Annotated in this window: 24 protein-coding genes and 1 pseudogene; 3 read left to right on the top strand and 22 right to left on the bottom strand. The window is 43.0% G+C overall.

The genetic code is table 11. From position 1 onward, the window contains the following. The 6 genes and pseudogenes from V7L97_RS07230 to V7L97_RS07200 all read right to left on the bottom strand — a co-directional run. Window positions 1-211, bottom strand: a 211-nt coding sequence (locus tag V7L97_RS07230; RefSeq protein WP_333654616.1) for a UPF0175 family protein, incomplete at its 3' end; no start/stop codon positions are given. A gap of 63 nt (window positions 212-274) precedes the next feature. Beyond that, window positions 275-1,243: a KpsF/GutQ family sugar-phosphate isomerase gene (locus V7L97_RS07225; protein ID WP_333654615.1), complete on the bottom strand. Its 969-nt coding sequence runs from the start codon at window positions 1,241-1,243 to the stop codon at window positions 275-277. A gap of 25 nt (window positions 1,244-1,268) precedes the next feature. Then, window positions 1,269-1,769 (bottom strand): hypothetical protein, encoded by a 501-nt coding sequence (locus V7L97_RS07220; RefSeq protein WP_333654614.1) that lies wholly within the window; start codon window positions 1,767-1,769, stop codon window positions 1,269-1,271. Further along, on the bottom strand, window positions 1,766-2,578 hold the full coding sequence (kdsA, locus tag V7L97_RS07215; RefSeq protein WP_333654613.1) for a 3-deoxy-8-phosphooctulonate synthase: 813 nt from the start codon (window positions 2,576-2,578) through the stop codon (window positions 1,766-1,768). Before kdsA ends, V7L97_RS07220 begins: the two co-directional genes overlap by 4 nt. 31 nt (window positions 2,579-2,609) lie before the next feature. Further along, window positions 2,610-4,488: pseudogene (locus tag V7L97_RS07210) on the bottom strand (ABC-F family ATP-binding cassette domain-containing protein). Next, window positions 4,472-5,203 (bottom strand): hypothetical protein, encoded by a 732-nt coding sequence (locus V7L97_RS07200; RefSeq protein WP_333654627.1) that lies wholly within the window; start codon window positions 5,201-5,203, stop codon window positions 4,472-4,474. Before V7L97_RS07200 ends, V7L97_RS07210 begins: the two are co-directional and overlap by 17 nt. Between V7L97_RS07200 and V7L97_RS07195 the strand changes: the two genes are divergently transcribed. Continuing rightward, complete coding sequence (locus tag V7L97_RS07195; RefSeq protein ID WP_333654604.1) at window positions 5,147-5,590, top strand: class I SAM-dependent methyltransferase; 444 nt, start codon at window positions 5,147-5,149, stop codon at window positions 5,588-5,590. The genes V7L97_RS07200 and V7L97_RS07195 overlap by 57 nt on opposite strands. Here V7L97_RS07195 and hemB read toward each other — a convergent pair. Continuing rightward, window positions 5,587-6,561, bottom strand: a complete 975-nt coding sequence (gene hemB / locus V7L97_RS07190) for a porphobilinogen synthase (protein WP_442891781.1) — start codon at window positions 6,559-6,561, stop codon at window positions 5,587-5,589. The two genes, V7L97_RS07195 and hemB, sit on opposite strands and share 4 nt — an antisense overlap. After that, entirely contained in the window at window positions 6,558-6,887 is a 330-nt protein-coding gene (locus tag V7L97_RS07185; protein ID WP_333654602.1) for a HesB/IscA family protein, read from the bottom strand. The genes hemB and V7L97_RS07185 overlap by 4 nt, the downstream gene beginning before the upstream one ends. 114 nt (window positions 6,888-7,001) lie before the next feature. On the opposite strand from V7L97_RS07185, the gene V7L97_RS07180 reads away from it, so the two are divergent. Together V7L97_RS07180 and V7L97_RS07175 are read left to right on the top strand one after the other, a co-directional pair. Continuing rightward, complete coding sequence (locus tag V7L97_RS07180; protein ID WP_333654601.1) at window positions 7,002-8,057, top strand: LptF/LptG family permease; 1,056 nt, start codon at window positions 7,002-7,004, stop codon at window positions 8,055-8,057. Beyond that, window positions 8,057-9,178 carry an LptF/LptG family permease gene (locus tag V7L97_RS07175; RefSeq protein WP_333654600.1) on the top strand — a complete coding sequence of 374 codons (1,122 nt, stop codon included), beginning with the start codon at window positions 8,057-8,059 and terminating at the stop codon, window positions 9,176-9,178. Before V7L97_RS07180 ends, V7L97_RS07175 begins: the two co-directional genes overlap by 1 nt. Here the strand turns inward: V7L97_RS07175 and V7L97_RS07170 are convergent. The 14 genes from V7L97_RS07170 to V7L97_RS07110 form a co-directional block, all read right to left on the bottom strand. Further along, window positions 9,163-9,324 carry a hypothetical protein gene (locus V7L97_RS07170; protein ID WP_333654599.1) on the bottom strand — a complete coding sequence of 54 codons (162 nt, stop codon included), beginning with the start codon at window positions 9,322-9,324 and terminating at the stop codon, window positions 9,163-9,165. The two genes, V7L97_RS07175 and V7L97_RS07170, sit on opposite strands and share 16 nt — an antisense overlap. Then, window positions 9,311-9,859 (bottom strand): deoxyribose-phosphate aldolase, encoded by a 549-nt coding sequence (gene deoC, locus V7L97_RS07165; protein WP_333654597.1) that lies wholly within the window; start codon window positions 9,857-9,859, stop codon window positions 9,311-9,313. Before deoC ends, V7L97_RS07170 begins: the two co-directional genes overlap by 14 nt. After that, window positions 9,816-10,709 carry a branched-chain-amino-acid transaminase gene (gene ilvE, locus V7L97_RS07160; RefSeq protein ID WP_333654595.1) on the bottom strand — a complete coding sequence of 298 codons (894 nt, stop codon included), beginning with the start codon at window positions 10,707-10,709 and terminating at the stop codon, window positions 9,816-9,818. Before ilvE ends, deoC begins: the two co-directional genes overlap by 44 nt. Window positions 10,710-10,712: 3 nt before the next feature. Further along, window positions 10,713-11,057 (bottom strand): YraN family protein, encoded by a 345-nt coding sequence (locus tag V7L97_RS07155; RefSeq protein WP_333654593.1) that lies wholly within the window; start codon window positions 11,055-11,057, stop codon window positions 10,713-10,715. After that, the gene (locus V7L97_RS07150; protein ID WP_333654591.1) at window positions 11,054-11,485 is read right to left on the bottom strand and encodes a toprim domain-containing protein; all 432 of its coding nucleotides are present in this window, start codon (window positions 11,483-11,485) and stop codon (window positions 11,054-11,056) included. The genes V7L97_RS07155 and V7L97_RS07150 overlap by 4 nt, the downstream gene beginning before the upstream one ends. Before the next feature lie 2 nt (window positions 11,486-11,487). Continuing rightward, window positions 11,488-11,718 carry an Lrp/AsnC ligand binding domain-containing protein gene (locus V7L97_RS07145; RefSeq protein WP_333654590.1) on the bottom strand — a complete coding sequence of 77 codons (231 nt, stop codon included), beginning with the start codon at window positions 11,716-11,718 and terminating at the stop codon, window positions 11,488-11,490. A 68-nt stretch (window positions 11,719-11,786) separates the two neighbouring features. Continuing rightward, the gene (pfp, locus tag V7L97_RS07140; RefSeq protein ID WP_333654588.1) at window positions 11,787-13,052 is read right to left on the bottom strand and encodes a diphosphate--fructose-6-phosphate 1-phosphotransferase; all 1,266 of its coding nucleotides are present in this window, start codon (window positions 13,050-13,052) and stop codon (window positions 11,787-11,789) included. After that, window positions 13,033-13,116, bottom strand: coding sequence for a hypothetical protein (locus V7L97_RS13000; RefSeq protein ID WP_442891780.1), 84 nt, complete (start codon window positions 13,114-13,116; stop codon window positions 13,033-13,035). The genes pfp and V7L97_RS13000 overlap by 20 nt, the downstream gene beginning before the upstream one ends. Further along, window positions 13,076-13,333, bottom strand: a complete 258-nt coding sequence (locus V7L97_RS07135; RefSeq protein ID WP_333654586.1) for a hypothetical protein — start codon at window positions 13,331-13,333, stop codon at window positions 13,076-13,078. Before V7L97_RS07135 ends, V7L97_RS13000 begins: the two co-directional genes overlap by 41 nt. Window positions 13,334-13,519: 186 nt before the next feature. Continuing rightward, complete coding sequence (locus tag V7L97_RS07130) at window positions 13,520-13,756, bottom strand: UPF0175 family protein (protein ID WP_333654584.1); 237 nt, start codon at window positions 13,754-13,756, stop codon at window positions 13,520-13,522. 50 nt (window positions 13,757-13,806) lie between these two features. Further along, entirely contained in the window at window positions 13,807-14,496 is a 690-nt protein-coding gene (locus tag V7L97_RS07125; RefSeq protein WP_333654582.1) for a GNA1162 family protein, read from the bottom strand. Then, complete coding sequence (locus tag V7L97_RS07120; RefSeq protein WP_333654580.1) at window positions 14,496-14,900, bottom strand: DUF4810 domain-containing protein; 405 nt, start codon at window positions 14,898-14,900, stop codon at window positions 14,496-14,498. Before V7L97_RS07120 ends, V7L97_RS07125 begins: the two co-directional genes overlap by 1 nt. After that, complete coding sequence (locus V7L97_RS07115; RefSeq protein WP_333654579.1) at window positions 14,897-15,238, bottom strand: hypothetical protein; 342 nt, start codon at window positions 15,236-15,238, stop codon at window positions 14,897-14,899. Before V7L97_RS07115 ends, V7L97_RS07120 begins: the two co-directional genes overlap by 4 nt. Window positions 15,239-15,252: 14 nt before the next feature. Continuing rightward, window positions 15,253-16,203: a CsgG/HfaB family protein gene (locus tag V7L97_RS07110; RefSeq protein ID WP_333654577.1), complete on the bottom strand. Its 951-nt coding sequence runs from the start codon at window positions 16,201-16,203 to the stop codon at window positions 15,253-15,255. Between the last annotated feature and the right edge of the window lie 341 nt (window positions 16,204-16,544).

The following is a 16,544-nucleotide window of genomic DNA, read 5'->3' as shown; positions in this document are numbered from 1 at the left end:
CGGGTTCTTCCTGAAATTCCCATTTACTCATTCTTGCCAGCTCCCTTGCTTTTCCCAGCTCCCTTGCTTTTCCAAGGGAAAGGATATGTCTCTCGTATAGGATAATAGAAAGTTCTTTAAGAAGTTCTTCCTGTATCTTATCCTTAGGGATTTTAAGCGAAAGGATAATATCTTCAGGTATTTTTAAAGTTACTCCTTGTCTTGCAGGCATTGCGTACCTCCTTCTTTTTTATATTCGATTACTGCAATTTTTTATAATAAACAAAATCTTCATTTATACTATCCCCTGCTTCAAGATATCGTGCAGATGTATTATTCCCACTGCCTTTCCATTATCATCAGGAACTACAATGGATGTTATGGAGTACTTCTCCATTATGGATAAAGCCTTTACTGCGAGCTCATCCTCTGATATGACCTTTGGATTTTTTGTCATTACCTCTCCTGCATTCATATCAAAAAACGCCTTGCCCCACTTCTCTATCCCCCTTCTTAAATCTCCATCCGTAATAATTCCTAAAATTCTTTTATCGCTGCCTGCAACTATCGCAACTCCCAATCTCTTTGATGATATTTCCACGGTAGCCTTTATCATCGGCATATCCGGAGATACAAAGGGCAGTGCATCGCCTGTATGCATAAGGTCTTTGACCTTAATGAATAGTTTTTTGCCGAGGCTTCCCCTTGGATGGAAGAAAGCGAAGTCTTCCTCTTTGAAACCCCTCTTTATCAGAAGCGCAACTGCCAATGCATCGCCCATTGCGAGTGTTGCAGTCGTTGATGCTGTCGGAACGACCCCCATAGGACATGCCTCCTCTTTCACGGAAACATCGAGGGTAACTTCTGCAGCCTTTGATAAGGTCGAATCAGGATTCCCTGTCATGGAAATCAGGCTTACATTGAATCTCTTTAAGAAAGGAATCAGGCCCACAAGTTCTTCTGTTTCTCCGCTGTTGGATATGGCAACTATTACATCATCAGCAGTGACCATGCCGAGGTCTCCGTGGCTTGCCTCAGCAGGATGGAGAAAGAATGCCGGCGTGCCTGTAGATGCGAGCGTTGCGGCAATCTTTTTGCCCACAAGCCCTGACTTGCCCATGCCTGTGACAACAACCCTGCCCCTGCTGCTGAAGATTATCTCAACTGCCTTTTCAAAATCGCTGTTGAGCTTTTCTATCAGGGCAGATACAGCATCAGCCTCAATTTTTAGAACCTTTTTAGCTATATCAAGAATATCATCCATTACCCTATCACTCCAATTTTGACTCTCACCAGTCAAATTGGCATCTCAGCCATCCTGGCGGAATGCCCTTTCTATGGGCCTCGTCCTCGAAATCGCTGAGATCCCTCTCTGCATTTCTGAGCTGCTTCTTTGACTTCCTGAGTTTACTATTCAGTTGTTTCAGTGCCTTTTTGCTTTTTTCACCCGGCAAGGGGTTTCCTTCAATTTCAGCGAGCTTCTTCTCTGTTTCCTCAACATCTTCCTGCGCCTTCTCTATTTTCTTCCTGTACTCTGTTGCCCTTTTGCACCAGTATTCCTTTTCCTTCTGCTTCTTTGTTTTTTCTGCCCTCTTCTTTGTTTCTACTGCCTCTGCTCTTGTTTTAGGCGTTTTATTATCGGAAGGGCTTTTGTATTTTTCGATATCCTCGTTTGAAAAATACGGCGATTCTTTTTGTTGGCGGCTATCTCCGCTAACAGCAGGAGAGTACAATCCGATGACGCAAATAATGGCTAATATAAAGAAATAAAGCAAGTGCCTTTTCTTCATTTCAGCAGCTCGCATATTGCTTTTATGGTATTTAACATCTTTTCCAGATCAGACAATTTTATCATATTCGGGCCGTCGCACAATGCCTTGTCAGGCTCTGGATGGACTTCCATGAATAATCCATCAATGCCAACTGCAACTGCTGCCCTTGCAAGGGGCTCTGCAAACTCCCTTTGTCCGCCTGAGCTACTTCCTTGCCCTCCCGGAAGCTGGAGGCTGTGGGTAACATCAAAGATAACGGGGCAGCCAAATGAGCGCATAATGGGAAATGCCCTGTAGTCAACAACTAAGTTGTTGTATCCAAAAGATGCACCTCTTTCTGTTATAAATAGGTTTTTGTTGCCAGTAGATACGAATTTATCGATGATATTTTTGATATCCCACGGTGCAAGGAACTGTCCCTTCTTGATATTGACGGGTTTTCCTGTCTTTGATGCCTCGATTATTAAATCGGTCTGCCTGCATAAAAAGGCAGGTATCTGCAATGCATCGAGGACTTCTGCTGCGTGCTTCACTTCATCAACCGAATGCACATCAGATATTACAGGGATATCGAATTTGCCCTTGATATCCGAAAGTATTTCCAGCCCTCTATCGATTCCAGGGCCTCTGTAGGATGACAGTGATGTCCTGTTCGCCTTGTCATAAGAGCTTTTGAATATAAATGGAAGTCCAACAGCGCTGCATATCTCTTTTAATTTCTCTGCTGTATAAAAGGTTATGTCCTCGTTTTCGATCACGCAAGGACCTGCGATGATTACAGGCAGATTGCCATTGCCTATTCTTATGTTTTCTATTGCCACTTCCATCAGATTGCATCCTGTTCTGGTTTGATGGTTATTATACCACATGGCCGTTAATCATCGATTCCTTCAGTCTTTCTTCAAATTCCCTTATCTTGATGTCCAGTTCTTCAGTAAGCGATGACAGTTCGTCAAAAAGGGTGTCGATTCCTGCCTTTGATTCATGAATGGATTTTGAGAGTGTCTTGATAGATTGTCCTTCGCCCTTCACGGAAACTTCTAAAGGTGCCTGTGTATCCTGCCCAATCTGGTTTTCGAGGTGCATTATAGTTTCTTCCACTCCTGTAATCCTTTTCTGCAAAACCCCAAGTATTCTTGAGCGGCTGTTGATTAATTCCGCCCTGATACGGCGCATATCTTTTTTGCTCGCACCTTTTGTCTGCTCATTGTTTTGCCCCTTACTATTCTGGCTTTCGGTTATCTCGCTTTTCCATCCGACCCTGTCGAGGAAGTCCTGATATGTGCCTTCAAACACTCTCACCTTTCCATCATCAAATACAATCAGCCTTGTGGCTATGGCATGGAGGATCATCTCGCTGTGGGTCACAATCACAACAGCGCCTTCAAATGCATCTATGGCCTCAAGAAGGGAATCTATGGATTCCATATCGAGGTGGTTTGTGGGTTCGTCCAGCAAAAGCAGGTTTGCCGGGCTGACAAGCAATTTTCCAAGAAGCACTCTGCTTTTTTCACCTCCTGAAAGAACGGAGATTTTCTTCAGGGCATTGTCTCCCTCAAACATCATTATACCGCATATATTTCGCGCTGCCCTGCGGTTGTATTCAGGAAGCATATCGAGGATTTCTTCCTCGACTGTTTTCTGAGAATCAAGACGCTGTATATTTGTCTGTCCAAAGTATGCGAGCCTTAATTTCGGATTATGATTAACCGTACCGCTTATTGATGGCAGTTCGCCTGCAAGCAGGTTAAGAAGAGTGGTCTTGCCCTTTCCGCTTTTCCCTATTATTGCGATGCGGTCGTTTTTCCCTATGGTTATGCTTAGTTTATCGATCAGGGAATGGCCTTCAGTGTTAAATGAAAATGACATGTCATTTGCCTCTATAAGCCATTTGCCAAGGAAAGGCTCTGACTTAAATTCAAAATCGAGGTTTTTTATTTCTGGGATTTTTTCCAATCTCTCTTTTTTCTGGAGAGCCTTTATCTTTGACTGGACTGCACTGGCGCGTGTGGCCTGCGCCCTAAACCTGTTTATAAACTGCTCTGTTTCTTTGCGTTTCTTTTCTTCATTTATCCTTGTCTTTTCGTAAACCTCTTCTTCCAAGAGTATCTGTTCATACAGCTTTTGCGTTGGACCTTCTATTTTCCGTATCTTACTGCTGTGGATGCCCATGGTATGCGTGGTTATACTGTCCATAAAATCCCTGTCATGGGTGATTAATAATAAGCTCGTTTTTCCAGTTTCGCAAGAATTGGGTGAGCCATCTGATGGACAGAATGTCCAGATAGTTCGTCGGCTCGTCAAGCAGCAAAAGATTAGGCTCTGAGACCAACAGCTTTGCGAGGTTCAATCTAATCTGGTATCCGCCTGAAAGCTCCAATGGGTTACGGGTAAAATCTTCTTCAGAGAATCCAATGCCCATTAAGACGGTTTCCACCCTGCAGGTCTCATCTCTACCGTCTTCTGTAGGGCTAAGGCTCAGGCATCCCTCCTTTAAGATGGAATCCTCGGTAAAACTGATATGCTGTGAAAGATGGCCTATTTTATAATGATTCGGAATGCTGATAACCCCTGAATCAGGCTTCTCCTCACCGAGTATCATCTTAAACAGGGTGGTCTTGCCGTGGCCGTTTCTGCCCACAAGACCGATGCGCTCGCCTGCATTGACAGTAAAGCCTATATCGTCAAAAATAACCTGCTGGCCGTAGGCCTTATATAAATTACTGCCCTGTATCACTGGAATTTTGTTCGGCGCTCTTTGAATAAAAGTCCATGTTGATTGCGACCATCTGCTGCTGGACTTCCCTGTAATCAATTCCAAAGTCTTTCTGAAGTGTTGCTGCTATGTCGGCATAACGTCCGAAGACTTCCCCGATATTCGAAATACTGTATTGATAAATAAAGTCCTTGCAAAGCTTATGGGCTTCGTCTGTATCTATGTATGGTGTATCCCGAAGGGCATTTTCGACCTGAAGCTTAATATCCTTTTTAATCTCGTCCGTTTCCTCTCCATTTACCCGCCTTTTGAAAAGCTCCCCTATGGATAAATTTTCTATTTCGAGACACTTATTGAAATTCCGGCAATTCGGACAGCAGAATCTCAGCTCGTCATTTAATGTTTCGATGGGATATTTTTCGAGGATTCCCTTGAATGCACCATCTGTTTCAGGGCCTTTCAATTCCAGTAGCTTTGAGACAAATCCCTCAGCGTCTTCAACAATGCCTTCCGGAGTCTCTTTTATCCTCTTTGAATTTTCAGAGCCGATAATGCTGCCTGCGAGTATGACGTAATAACGCAAATCTTCAGGGAACATATGGAGCTTTCTCTGGAATTCCCTGTCATTGGGTTCATAAGGGATATTCACGGGGAATTTGATCATATTGTTTCTGTCGGCATGTTCGAGCATGTCTGCTATAAAAATTACAGGACTTATATGGAGACCGTTAATCATTGCTTAAAAGATAACGGGTTGTTCTTATTACACACTATAGGAGATATCCGGTCTCGGGTCACAACAGACCCTTGGTTCGGTAAATATATCTTCCCCAACTCACTCATCCCGTCAATGAAACAGATCAGCGCTTCTATCGAGGGATTATTTATTATGGAAGATCTGCATAATTTTGGCGCTGATTACGATGCGACCCTGATTGAATGGTTTAAAAATTTTGATAAAAATTGGGATAAATTAAAAGAAAGGTGTGATGAGAGATTTTACCGCATGTGGAAATATTATCTTCTAAGCAGTGCAGGGGCATTCCGGTCCAGGTGTGTGCAGGTCTGGCAAATTGTTCTTTTTAAGAGAGGAGTTCCCGGAGGATACCACGCGGTTCGTTAACCGTTCAGAATCCTTGCTGCGTCTTTTGCGAAATAGGTGAGGATTAAATCAGCGCCTGCCCTTTTTATTGATGTGAGGATCTCCATCATCGCCCTGTCTTCGTCAATCCATCCGAGTTTTCCTGCAGCCTTAACAAGGGAGTATTCTCCGCTCACATTATAAGCTGCCACCGGAACAGCAAAGGATGATTTTACATCGGATATAACATCGAGGTAAGAGAGTGCGGGTTTGACCATAACAATATCAGCCCCTTCTTCTATATCGAGGGCAACCTCTTTCAATGCCTCACGCCTGTTTGCAGGGTCCATCTGGTATGAGCGCCTGTCTCCGAACTGTGGCGTTGATTCTGCAGCCTCCCTGAATGGCCCGTAGAATGCGGATGCATACTTTGCTGCATATGACATTATGGGGATCTCGCTGAATCCCTCTCTGTCCAGCGCAGTCCTTATTGCAGCAACCCTTCCGTCCATCATGTCAGAAGGTGCGACCATATCGGCTCCTGCCCTTGCATGGGACACAGCCTCCATTGCGAGGAGTCCAAGGGTTTTATCGTTGTTCACATCGCCCTTTTCTATAAAGCCGCAATGTCCGTGGCTTGTGTATTCGCACATGCAGACATCGGTAATTACATAAAGTTCTGGAACAGCGTCCTTTATGGCCTTAATGGCATTCTGGACAATTCCGTTGTCATCATAGGCGCTGCTTCCCATTTCGTCTTTGTGTTCTGGAATGCCGAAGAGTATTACTGCGGGTATGCCGAGGGAGTATATCTCTTTTGCGTTTTTTACAAGCTCGTCGATTGATTCCTGATAGGATCCGGGCATCGAGGCTATTTCTTTTCTGATGCCCTTGCCAAAGGTTACAAAAAGGGGATAAATAAAGTCATCAGGAGAAATGGCTGTTTGTCTCACCATCCTCCTGATGGTCTCGTTCTTTCTAAGTCTTCTGCATCTGTGTATTGGGAACATTATCCGCAACTGCTGCAGCCTGAACTGCAGGCCAAACCAGATGGACCAGCGCCGCCGCTGAGCATGAAACCTTCCCTTTCTCCATCGTCATAATGGTCGAGCTGCATACCGGTTAAAGCAGAAAGTGTATTTTTATCAACAAATACCCTGAGGCCGTTTTTTTCAATTACCTCGTCATCGGCCGCCGGCCTTTCGTCTATATCGAGACCGTAAGAGGGTCCGCAGCATCCTCCTTCGGAGCTATAGATCCTTAGACCCCGGCTATCTTTTCCTTCTGCTGCAAGAATGGCTGTAGCCTTCTCAGCAGCCTTGTCTGTGATTGTTACCACTTCATACCTCCAAAAGTTTGATACTAATAGCATAAAAAATTATTCACTTAAAAAGCAAACTTGTTTTTTGACCTTTTGCTCCCGATAGGATATTTTATATACTTGGGTATGTTATTGATACATAGGTCAATTCTGAAAGAGCTGGCGTTATCCCTTCTCCTTTCCATCCTTTTTTTGAATTTCACCCTTATGATGGAAAAACTGCTGAGGCTGAGCAGGGTTCTCTCTGGTGTCGGTACCTCTGTTGCGGATATCGCAAAGATAATCCTTTATCTACAGCCTCAGATACTCATCCTTACCATACCCATGGCAATGCTCCTTTCGGTGCTCCTTACATACGGGAGGATGAACACGGATAACGAGATGATCGTCCTGAGAGGCAGCGGCATGTCATTCAGGGGCATATCGACACCTGTTGTATATCTGGGCATTGCATGTTTTGTTTTAAGCCTTGCCATGAGCTTTTATCTCAGCCCGAAGGGAAGCGCATTGCTGAGGGGAAAAGTATCCGAGATGCTGACCACAAGGGCGCCCATGACCATAGAGGAAGGGATATTCAACACAGCTTTTAAGGATATTGTCATTCTGGTTAAGGAAAAGCCGGCTCCGGACAAGCTTTCAGGGATATTCATCGTGGACGAAAGGAAAAAGGAAGAGCATAAGGTTATAGTTGCAAAGGAAGGAAGGATAATTCCGGAACAGGAGTCTCTTGCCTTCTCTCTATCCAGCGGGCATATCTATATAACAAAGAAGGACATCTTTACCGATATAGCCTTTGGCAAATATCACTTCAAACTGAATCCGCCTGTGGGGTCTGCAGAAAAGAAGAACAGCGAATTGACGCCCATGGAATTGCTTGCAGCATCAAAAAAGTCTCCTGAAAAACGGGTACAGTTCCTCCTTGAGTTCTACCGTAGGCTCTCCATGCCTGCAATATGCCTTATAATCATATTCTTAGGGCCTTCCCTTTCCCTCATGGTAGGAAAGTCAGGGAGGCTCGGAGGGCTTACAGTTGGATTGTCTGTATTCGCTGTTTACTATACGCTTCTGCTCTATGGTGAGAATTTAGCACGGTCGGGGCAGCTCCCGCACCTTGCGGGCGCATGGATGGCCTTTGCCGTTTTGGGATTATTTTCGCTGTTCGTATTTGAAAGGGTGAACAAAAAGTAATGCTTATAATACAGAGACTGTACATAAAGGACTTTTTGAAAGTCCTCATAACCCTGGGGCTTGGAATATCCGGCGTCTTCAGCATCATAGGGCTTATTGACAAGATCGATGACTTCATGCCCTACAAGCCTTCATTCGGCCTGCTTATGCAGTACACGGCACTAAGCATTCCAAGATACACCCATTATCTCCTGCCAATGGCAATCCTTCTCAGCAGCCTTTTTATATTCTCACAGGCGATCAAGAGAAGGGAGATTGTTGCCATAAAGGCAGCAGCAGGGAAGATGAAAAGCCTGCTTATGCCATTTGTGGTGCTCGGGGTAATCCTTACGCTTTCTGCCTTTGCGCTCGGAGAGATCATTGTCCCAGCCACATCAAAAAGGCTCCATTCCATAAAGAATAAAATAACAAAAAAGGAAAAGGGTCTTGCCTTTAAAGAAGGGGCCCTTTACATGCGGGGAAAGGACGGCTCGGTAGTGAGGATTTCCCTTTATCTCCCTGATAAAAACATTTCAAAAGGCATCAGCATCTTCAAATTTGACAAAGAAGGGCTGAGGGAAAGGATTGACGCAGAAACCGGGGAATGGGAGAGCAATGCATGGAAACTGAGGGATGTGACCCTCTATGATATTGCAAAGGGGCAAATAACAACAATAAAAGAGACTACCTATCCTGCAATAGAATCTCCTAAGATATTTCAGGAGGACATGTGGAAGGTGGAAGAGATGACAATGATGGAGCTGATGAAATATCTTAGAAGGCTGAATGAGGCAGGGTTTAAAAACATAAAATTGACCGTTGACATCGGCTCAAGGCTTTCATATCCGCTGATCAATCTCTTTATGCTCCTCCTCGGCATATCCCTTTCCCTGGGCGGAGACTTTGCAGAGCAGCGGCTTCTGAAACTTATTTCTTCGCAAAAGATAAAGGAGGGGGCATTTGGAAGCGGCATTATTGCAGCAGGATTGGGGCTTTTGATAAGCCTCGTTTACTGGTTCGGATATTCTCTATTCCTGTCCCTCGGATATGCAGGCACCATCCCGCCGCTTGTCGCACCATGGATCGTACCGATAATATTCGCAGGGGTTTCGGTTTATTTATACAATCAGATACCTGAGTGAGCCTCTTTCATTATCTCAACGCCTGCGCTTGTGCCTATTCGCATTGCGCCTGTTTTTATGAATTGCAGGACCTGAGATAATGTCTTTATTCCTCCTGCTGCCTTTACCTCTGCCCTGTCTCCGACAATCTTTTTAATAAGCTTCACATCCTTTATAGTTGCGCCTTTTGTTCCAAAACCTGTTGATGTCTTGATGAATTTCGCGCCGAACAGAGATGCGATTTTTTGTGGCTGCAATCTTTTCCTCTTCTGCGAGATAGCATGTTTCGATTATAACCTTGTGGACTGCTGATTTTGTGGCAAAGATAATCTCTAAAAGCTCCTCGCCCACATAGTCCCAGTTCCCTGATTTGGCAGCGCCTATGTTCATTACAATATCGAGCTCGTCCGCTCCATAAAGGACTGCCTGTTTTGCCTCATATATCTTTGCATCCTTTAGGGTCATGCCGGGGGGAAAGCCTATGACGGTGGTTACTTTTGTTTCATGCCCCTTGAGAAGTGCATTGCATAAAGGCACAAAATAAGGATTAACGCATACCGAATAAAAATTATATTTTATTGCTGTTTTGCAGGGCTTGATAATATCAGCCTCTGTTGCCTGGGGCTTTAAAAGACTCTGGTCTATGAATCTTGCAATTTCACTCCCAGAGAGACGGGTCTTCTGCTTTTTTCTCTTTGACATAGCCATTCACCTCTTGTCGATATTTCTTTAAAAGCAGCTTTGAAATCTCTCCCACCTTGAATTCTGTCTTATCAATCTTATCAGCCCTGCGGGCAGGCATTACCTCCATGGTTGTATTTGTTATAAATACCTCAGATGCCGTGTATAGTTCTTCGGGAGTGAATATTCCTTCCTTTACCTCAAGCCCGTTCTTTAAGGCGAGGTCTATTACCATGGCCCTTGTTATGCCGTCGAGGATTCCGCATTCAACAGAAGGCGTGCATAAAATTCCATTCTTTACAAAAAATATATTGCTTATCGTGCCTTCTGTAAGATGGCCTTCAGCATTGAGCATTATGGCTTCGTATGCATCGGCCTGCTTTGCCTCAATCTTTGCGAGTATATTATTGAGGAAGTTAAGAGACTTGATTTGGGGATTGAGCGCCTCTCTGAGATTTCTTCTGACAGATGCGATTGTTAATTTTATTCCCTCTTCGTAATAAGACTTCGGATAACCCGTGAACTCATTTGTCATCACAACAAATGTTGGCTCCTTGCAGAGTTCGGGATCAAGGCCAATGGGGCCGTAACCTCTTGATATGGTCAGCCTGACATAGGCATTTGTCAGTGAGTTTGCCTTTAATGTTTCATAGATTGATATTTTTATATCAGATATTTTTTTAGGAATAGCAAGACCTATAAGGGATGCCGAGCGATATAACCTTTCGATATGCTCATCGAGCATGAATACAACGCCGTCATAAACACGCATGGTCTCATATATGCCGTCTCCGTACAAAAAGCCGTGGTCGAATACAGAGACCTTCGCATCCGATGCAGGAACGATTTTGTTATTTAAATATACATACATTTTTTAAAATGCCTCCGGTATATGATTTACTTCTGCCTTTCCGTCTCTGGATATGATGCTTACGATATCAAACCTTACAGGTAATTCTATTTTATTATGCTTTAGATAATAAAGGGCAATCTTTTTGAGCTTTTCCTGCTTCCTGTGATTAACGGCTTCAAATGGCTGTCCAAAGGCATCGCTGCTCCTTGCCTTAACCTCAACAAACACAATGATGTTTTTGTCTTTAGCTACTATATCCGCTTCTCCCAGAGGCGTCATATAATTACGCCTGAGGATTTTGTAGCCTTTTTGCTTTAAAAAATCGACAGCGATGTCTTCGCCTTTATGGCCGAGAACTTTTATCATATATCTCCTAAAAATCCTTCCCTCTCCTCGCCAACCCTCACCTCTTCTCCCGCAAGCCTCTCAAGGAGCACCGGAATTCCTTCGATGTCCTTTATGTCCTTCTGGCAGAGGATTTTAATTACCTCCCTGAAAGGAGAGAACTCCTCCCACATCCCTTTCAGGTGCCCTGATACATTTTTATGAAGGCTTTCGCCTTTCTCATCCCAGTCCATGAGGAGAATTATTTTGTGGAATCTTTCCGCAATATCGTCGCAGAACTCATAAAGCCCTTTTCCTCCATGAAGGGCAATGATATCTCCAACAAGCCCTATCTTTCTCAATGCGCTTATATCCCTTTTGCCCTCAACGATGATGGGTATGCGCTTGTTTACCTCATAAAGGGACTCAAAGACCTCTTTCAGCCTCTCTGCCCTTTCAAAATCATTCATGCTTATTCCACAGCGACAAATGTCTCTGTGCGGTTTATACCTTTAATCAATCTAATCTTTTTGAGGACCTTGTCAAATATCTCCGAACTGTTTTTAGCCTCTATAACAGCTACTATGTCATAATGCCCCGTAACCACATCCGCATTCACAACCCCTTTTATCCCCCTCAGCGTATCCCTTATTGATACATCCTTTCCAGGCAATACATTCGCAAGTAAATATACCCTTGCCATAAGAACCTCCTGACAGTGATTTTATTAAAATTATACGATTTTTAAGGTAATTTAGCTAAAAGAAAAAATCAGAGGCAGGCAGCAGGCTCTACAAGATAGCCGAATCTGTTTTTAAATTCCTCCGGTCTTAATTTCACTGTTTTTGCAAGGCGTTTTAAATTCTCTCCCTCAAGATCTTCCTTTTCGAGGCGGATCATATATTTCCTTCCCACTTCATAGGTCTCGGAGGCAATATCCACCTTTCTTACCGTCACCTTTCCGGTGGAATAATCCATTACCTCCACAAAGGGGACTGGCCTCAGATGCCCTTCAAAGAATGTTATCATCGAGCCTGTGCCGCCTCTCAGCAGATAACGCACAGCGCCGTAGCCTAAGTTTCTTGCGTATTCGATATCGAATGGGATGGGGTCTGCGGCCCTCAATTCGTATCCTATATTTTTATCGACTATGGTAATCTTTATCCCTAAAGAATCGAGGGTTTTTTTCACAAGGTTTTTAAGCACCCTTCCCAGTTGAATCTCTGAGAGCCTTATCCTGCCTGTCTCATCCTTTTCGAGTTGTTCATACTGGCTCAATTCTTCGATGTCGAACTTCTCTGCTATTCCCTCTGCAAGTACTGCCACGCCGTGGTCTCTGCCCATTGAGAGCCTTTTTATTATTGAGCCTGCAAGTATATCGGCAATCTTTTTTAATGAGAGCCTTTCTTCGAATTCCTCTGAAATAAGGGTTATTGTTGCGCCTGCTGCCTTTCCCATGCCGAGCGCAAGATGCCCTGCGTGTCTGCCCATTGTGGTTACGAAGTACCACCTCCCCGTGGTCTTTGCATCTTCCATTATGTTTTTGACAATTTCCACTCCCCAATGCCTTGCCGTCTCGTATCCGAATGTGGATGCGCCTCCTGGAAGTGGAATGTCGTTATCTATGGTCTTTGGAACATGAACAACATTTATAGCACCCCTTGCCTCTTTTTCTATCCAGTTGGCCATAAAAAGGGTTCCTTCGCCGCCAATCGTTATGAGGTGTTTAATTCCGAGTTGCTTAAGGGTCGTCATGAGAATTTTAAACCTCTCTTTTACCCTATCTGGATAGTCACGGGAGGTTCGAAGGATAGAGCCTCCCTGCGTGTGTATTCTCGATACATCGTCTATGGTGAGGGGAACTGCAGCGCTCCTGTCGCCGTTAAAAAGGCTTTTAAATCCGCCCCTGATTCCAACAACACCCTTGCCTTCGTTAATAGCCTCGATAGTGGCTGCACTGATAACGCCGTTTATGCCAGGCGCAGGCCCACCGCCAACTATTATGCCGACTACATCCTTAGCTTTTTTTGCCCGCATTTTTTAATATCTCCCGAATAAGCTCATCTTTTAAATAGAAACCTATTTCTTTTAATTTGTCCATTAGAGACCTTATCCGTGTTATATGTCCTGCTTTTTTTGGCTTTTACCAAGACGCCAGCCGTGCCCGTTAATTTGAATTCTTGAAGCTTGGCAATCCTTCTTGCGAGGGCATCATCAATAACGAGGAGCGGATTGTTTTCTTGACAGCCCAAGGCCAATACTTCTGCTTCTCCATTTCCCAAATCCGGAACCATTTTTATAAATGCAGGAACAACCACATTTTTCTACTGTTACCCACTTGTAGTCTTCTACTTCAGGCACATCTTCGCCAACTGTTTTACCTTCCTTTAGCTCATTTACCACCGCCTGAGGAATAACGATATTCCCTATAGAGCTTCTCAAGTACATAAATGCAGCCTAATCTGTGAAGATAAAAAAGAGGCGATGTGTTAATAATTACCGTTTCATGCATTCTGAATATCCTGCTGCAATTCATCGGGACTTAATTCAAAAACAGGAACACCATAGTGTGAAAGTGATTGGAGAAAACTTACTCTCGGAACGCCGGCAAGTTGAGCAGCCCGTCCTGATGACAATCTGCGCATCTGGTAGAGATGAACAGCAGCCAACATGCGAATTTCCTTTGAAAACTCTTCAGAGGTTTCTTTTAATGAGATTAGCACTTCATCAGGGATATCCAAAACTATTTTTTTCCATCATGCACCTCTTTGGTGTTTATTTGTTTTCACTTTCAGTTTTTTTCGACATTTTCTTCTTTTATAATTTTAATTTTAGAATCACCGTCTTGGTTGTGCTGAGGATGATATTTACCATATGGCAATGAAGACATGATCATAAAATTTGCTCGTCTTGCTAGGGGCATATAATCAGCAGCGGCCGTTTGGGCAGCTGTTAGAGCTACTTTAACAAGTAAGCCCGCTAAACCACCGACACCGCCATCGCCTCCAGTGGTATCAAGCACCATGGTCCCGCCATACTTCCATAAATTTTCTCCAGAAATAGTAGATTTTAGTACACAATCTACACTAACTTTTACATTACCGCCTATGACATAGTAAGATGTATCCCACTTTAAAATTTCGATATACATTACGGCATCGGCACCAAAATATTGCCTAAACTTCTGCGGGGGAGTATTTATTAGCAACTCTGTATCATAAAATCCTTCATTCTTTAATATCTCCGATGTAACCTCAATGGGAAATACATAATAACCCATTAAACTAAGTGGTTCTGCCACTGTAACGCTATAGTATTCTTTTGCATCCGCTGCTGTAGTCTGATTTATCGGAGGTAAAACTAAAATTGACAAAGGGCGTTCATTATACATTTGAGGGAAGGCCTCTTTTTTAGTTGCATAGCTTGCGCACCCTGCAGTAAAAATTAACACAAATAATATTAGTACTTTAAAGAGACGCATTATATACCCTCCTTTTTCTTTGCTGTTTCAGAACTGCTAATGTTAGCATTACTCGGTTTGTCACTTTTATCTATATATGATTTAAGGTTTTGCATGAACACAGCCGATTCTGGGTAGGTTTTTTCCTCGAGGTCAAAATATTTTAACGCCTCTTCCTTTTTTCCTTCCTTTAAGAGGATAAATCCATATTCACAATAAATACCGGGAGGAACCCGCAAGTCTTTTTCTTTAGAATTTTCCATGATGGCTACAAGCATTTCTTTGTGTTTTTGCAAGTTTTCATCTGTAGGGTCTTTTTTATACTTGTAAAGCGAAAAGGGATACCGCTCCCAATTGTATAATTGCTGTTTAGCGCAGCCTGACATTAAAAAACCGATTAAAAGGAAAAGAAGCAACTTTTTCATGGCACAAAAACCTCCATAATCGCCTGATTTTCTAACAATAAAATTCTGTTTACTACTAAGATTCCATCTTTATAAATTTTTATCGTATGTTTCCCAGGTGAAAGTTGATATAATTTGTCTTCAGGAGATTTTTCTTCTATTGTCCCGGTTTCGTTATTGCTAACAACAGAACTTTCGAGCTTGAATTGCGTTGTATCATCAATCTGAACCAATGCGTTCTGCCAATTACCTACAAACTTGAGATAGCTTTTTTCTGCTTTCTGTACAACTCCTTCTTTATATCCACATGAGGTTAAAAAAAGCAATAATACGCTATATATAAGAATTACTTTTTTCATTTTATCCTCCAGATTTATTTTTCAAGTATGTATAAATCAGCAAAGTTATAAGCAGCTATATTCCCTTCCGATAACGTGCAAATAGAAATTTCATTATTTGGATCGTCTCCTACTGTAGACAAAACCTTAAGTTTTCCAATCGGTTGCCCGGGAAGTTCAATAAACATTCCCGTTTGTGGGTTTTTAACTTTATTGCCTTTTTTATAGACGGTAAATACATCTCCCTCTTTTATTCCTTGCGCCTTGCCTCCGGAAATTACATAATTGCTGCCTTCTTGGGAAAGGATATATGCTTTCCATGGTTTATCTAAAAGTTTTTCTGCGATATTGTTTGCCAGCTTGGATATTGCTGCAGAGATAGCCTTGTCATTTAAACTGGAATCATAACCTGCCGTGGCCCCTATCCCCATAACAGTTCCTGCCTCGGAGAAAGCCTGTCCATCCCCTTCTTCTGAATAAATAATCTGGCCTGTCTGAACATCTACCAAGCGTACATTTACTTTGGCGTATGCCTCTTGTTTTTTGACACGACTAAACAATCCTACATCACTTGTTGTTTTCCTTCCAAATTCTGAAACAGATCCAAGGATTAAGTAATCTGCTGGGATATTTAAAGAAGCTAAATTGCCTATCTTCAACTCCTTGTTAATTTTTTCAATATCTGCTCTTTCAAGCAAAATAAACTTGCCTGTAGCTGCAAGTTTTGCCGATAATATATCCATAGCCTGTTTCCCTATTTGATCTTTATTCTCGTCTACAAAAAAACCTTTCCCGTATATTGTTTCGTTAGTAAACCTTGCTATGGCTACCTTTCTTTTAAGCACTCTTGCAGCCGGTTTTTCAAGGACTTTGCTGACTTGCGGTTTTTGTTCTATAATCTCAACTTCCTCTTTTTTTACGGTCGCACATGACTGCAATAAAAAAATTGCTGCAAATGAAAAAATAACAACCAATCGCTGAAACATAAACTCCTCCTGATTAATAATAAGCTTCAGGCAATGCAACTTGCTGTCAATTGTAACAAGTATATCAAAAAACTTTTCCAATGACAAGCGCAGAAGAGTAACGCAGAAATCCATTGATCGTGCCTGCGGATGAGCTGCCCTGCGGGACGGCTCGGTCCGCTTGTTCGCCGGCGCTCCGCTGTTATAAGGATTTGGGGGCCGTATGAGTAAAGTCCGTATTAATACTCACAAGGTCAACGAGTTGAAAGAGAGCGCCATGAAGTGCGTTTTATATTGCCGTATTGTCTTTATTTTATTTTTATTTTATTTTTATTCATACAGCTCATCCGCAGGCACGTTCC

It is taken from the genome of Dissulfurispira sp. (assembly GCF_036745535.1).
Taxonomy (GTDB): Bacteria; Nitrospirota; Thermodesulfovibrionia; order Thermodesulfovibrionales; family Dissulfurispiraceae; genus Dissulfurispira.
This window is presented reverse-complemented; position numbering and strand designations above follow the sequence as displayed.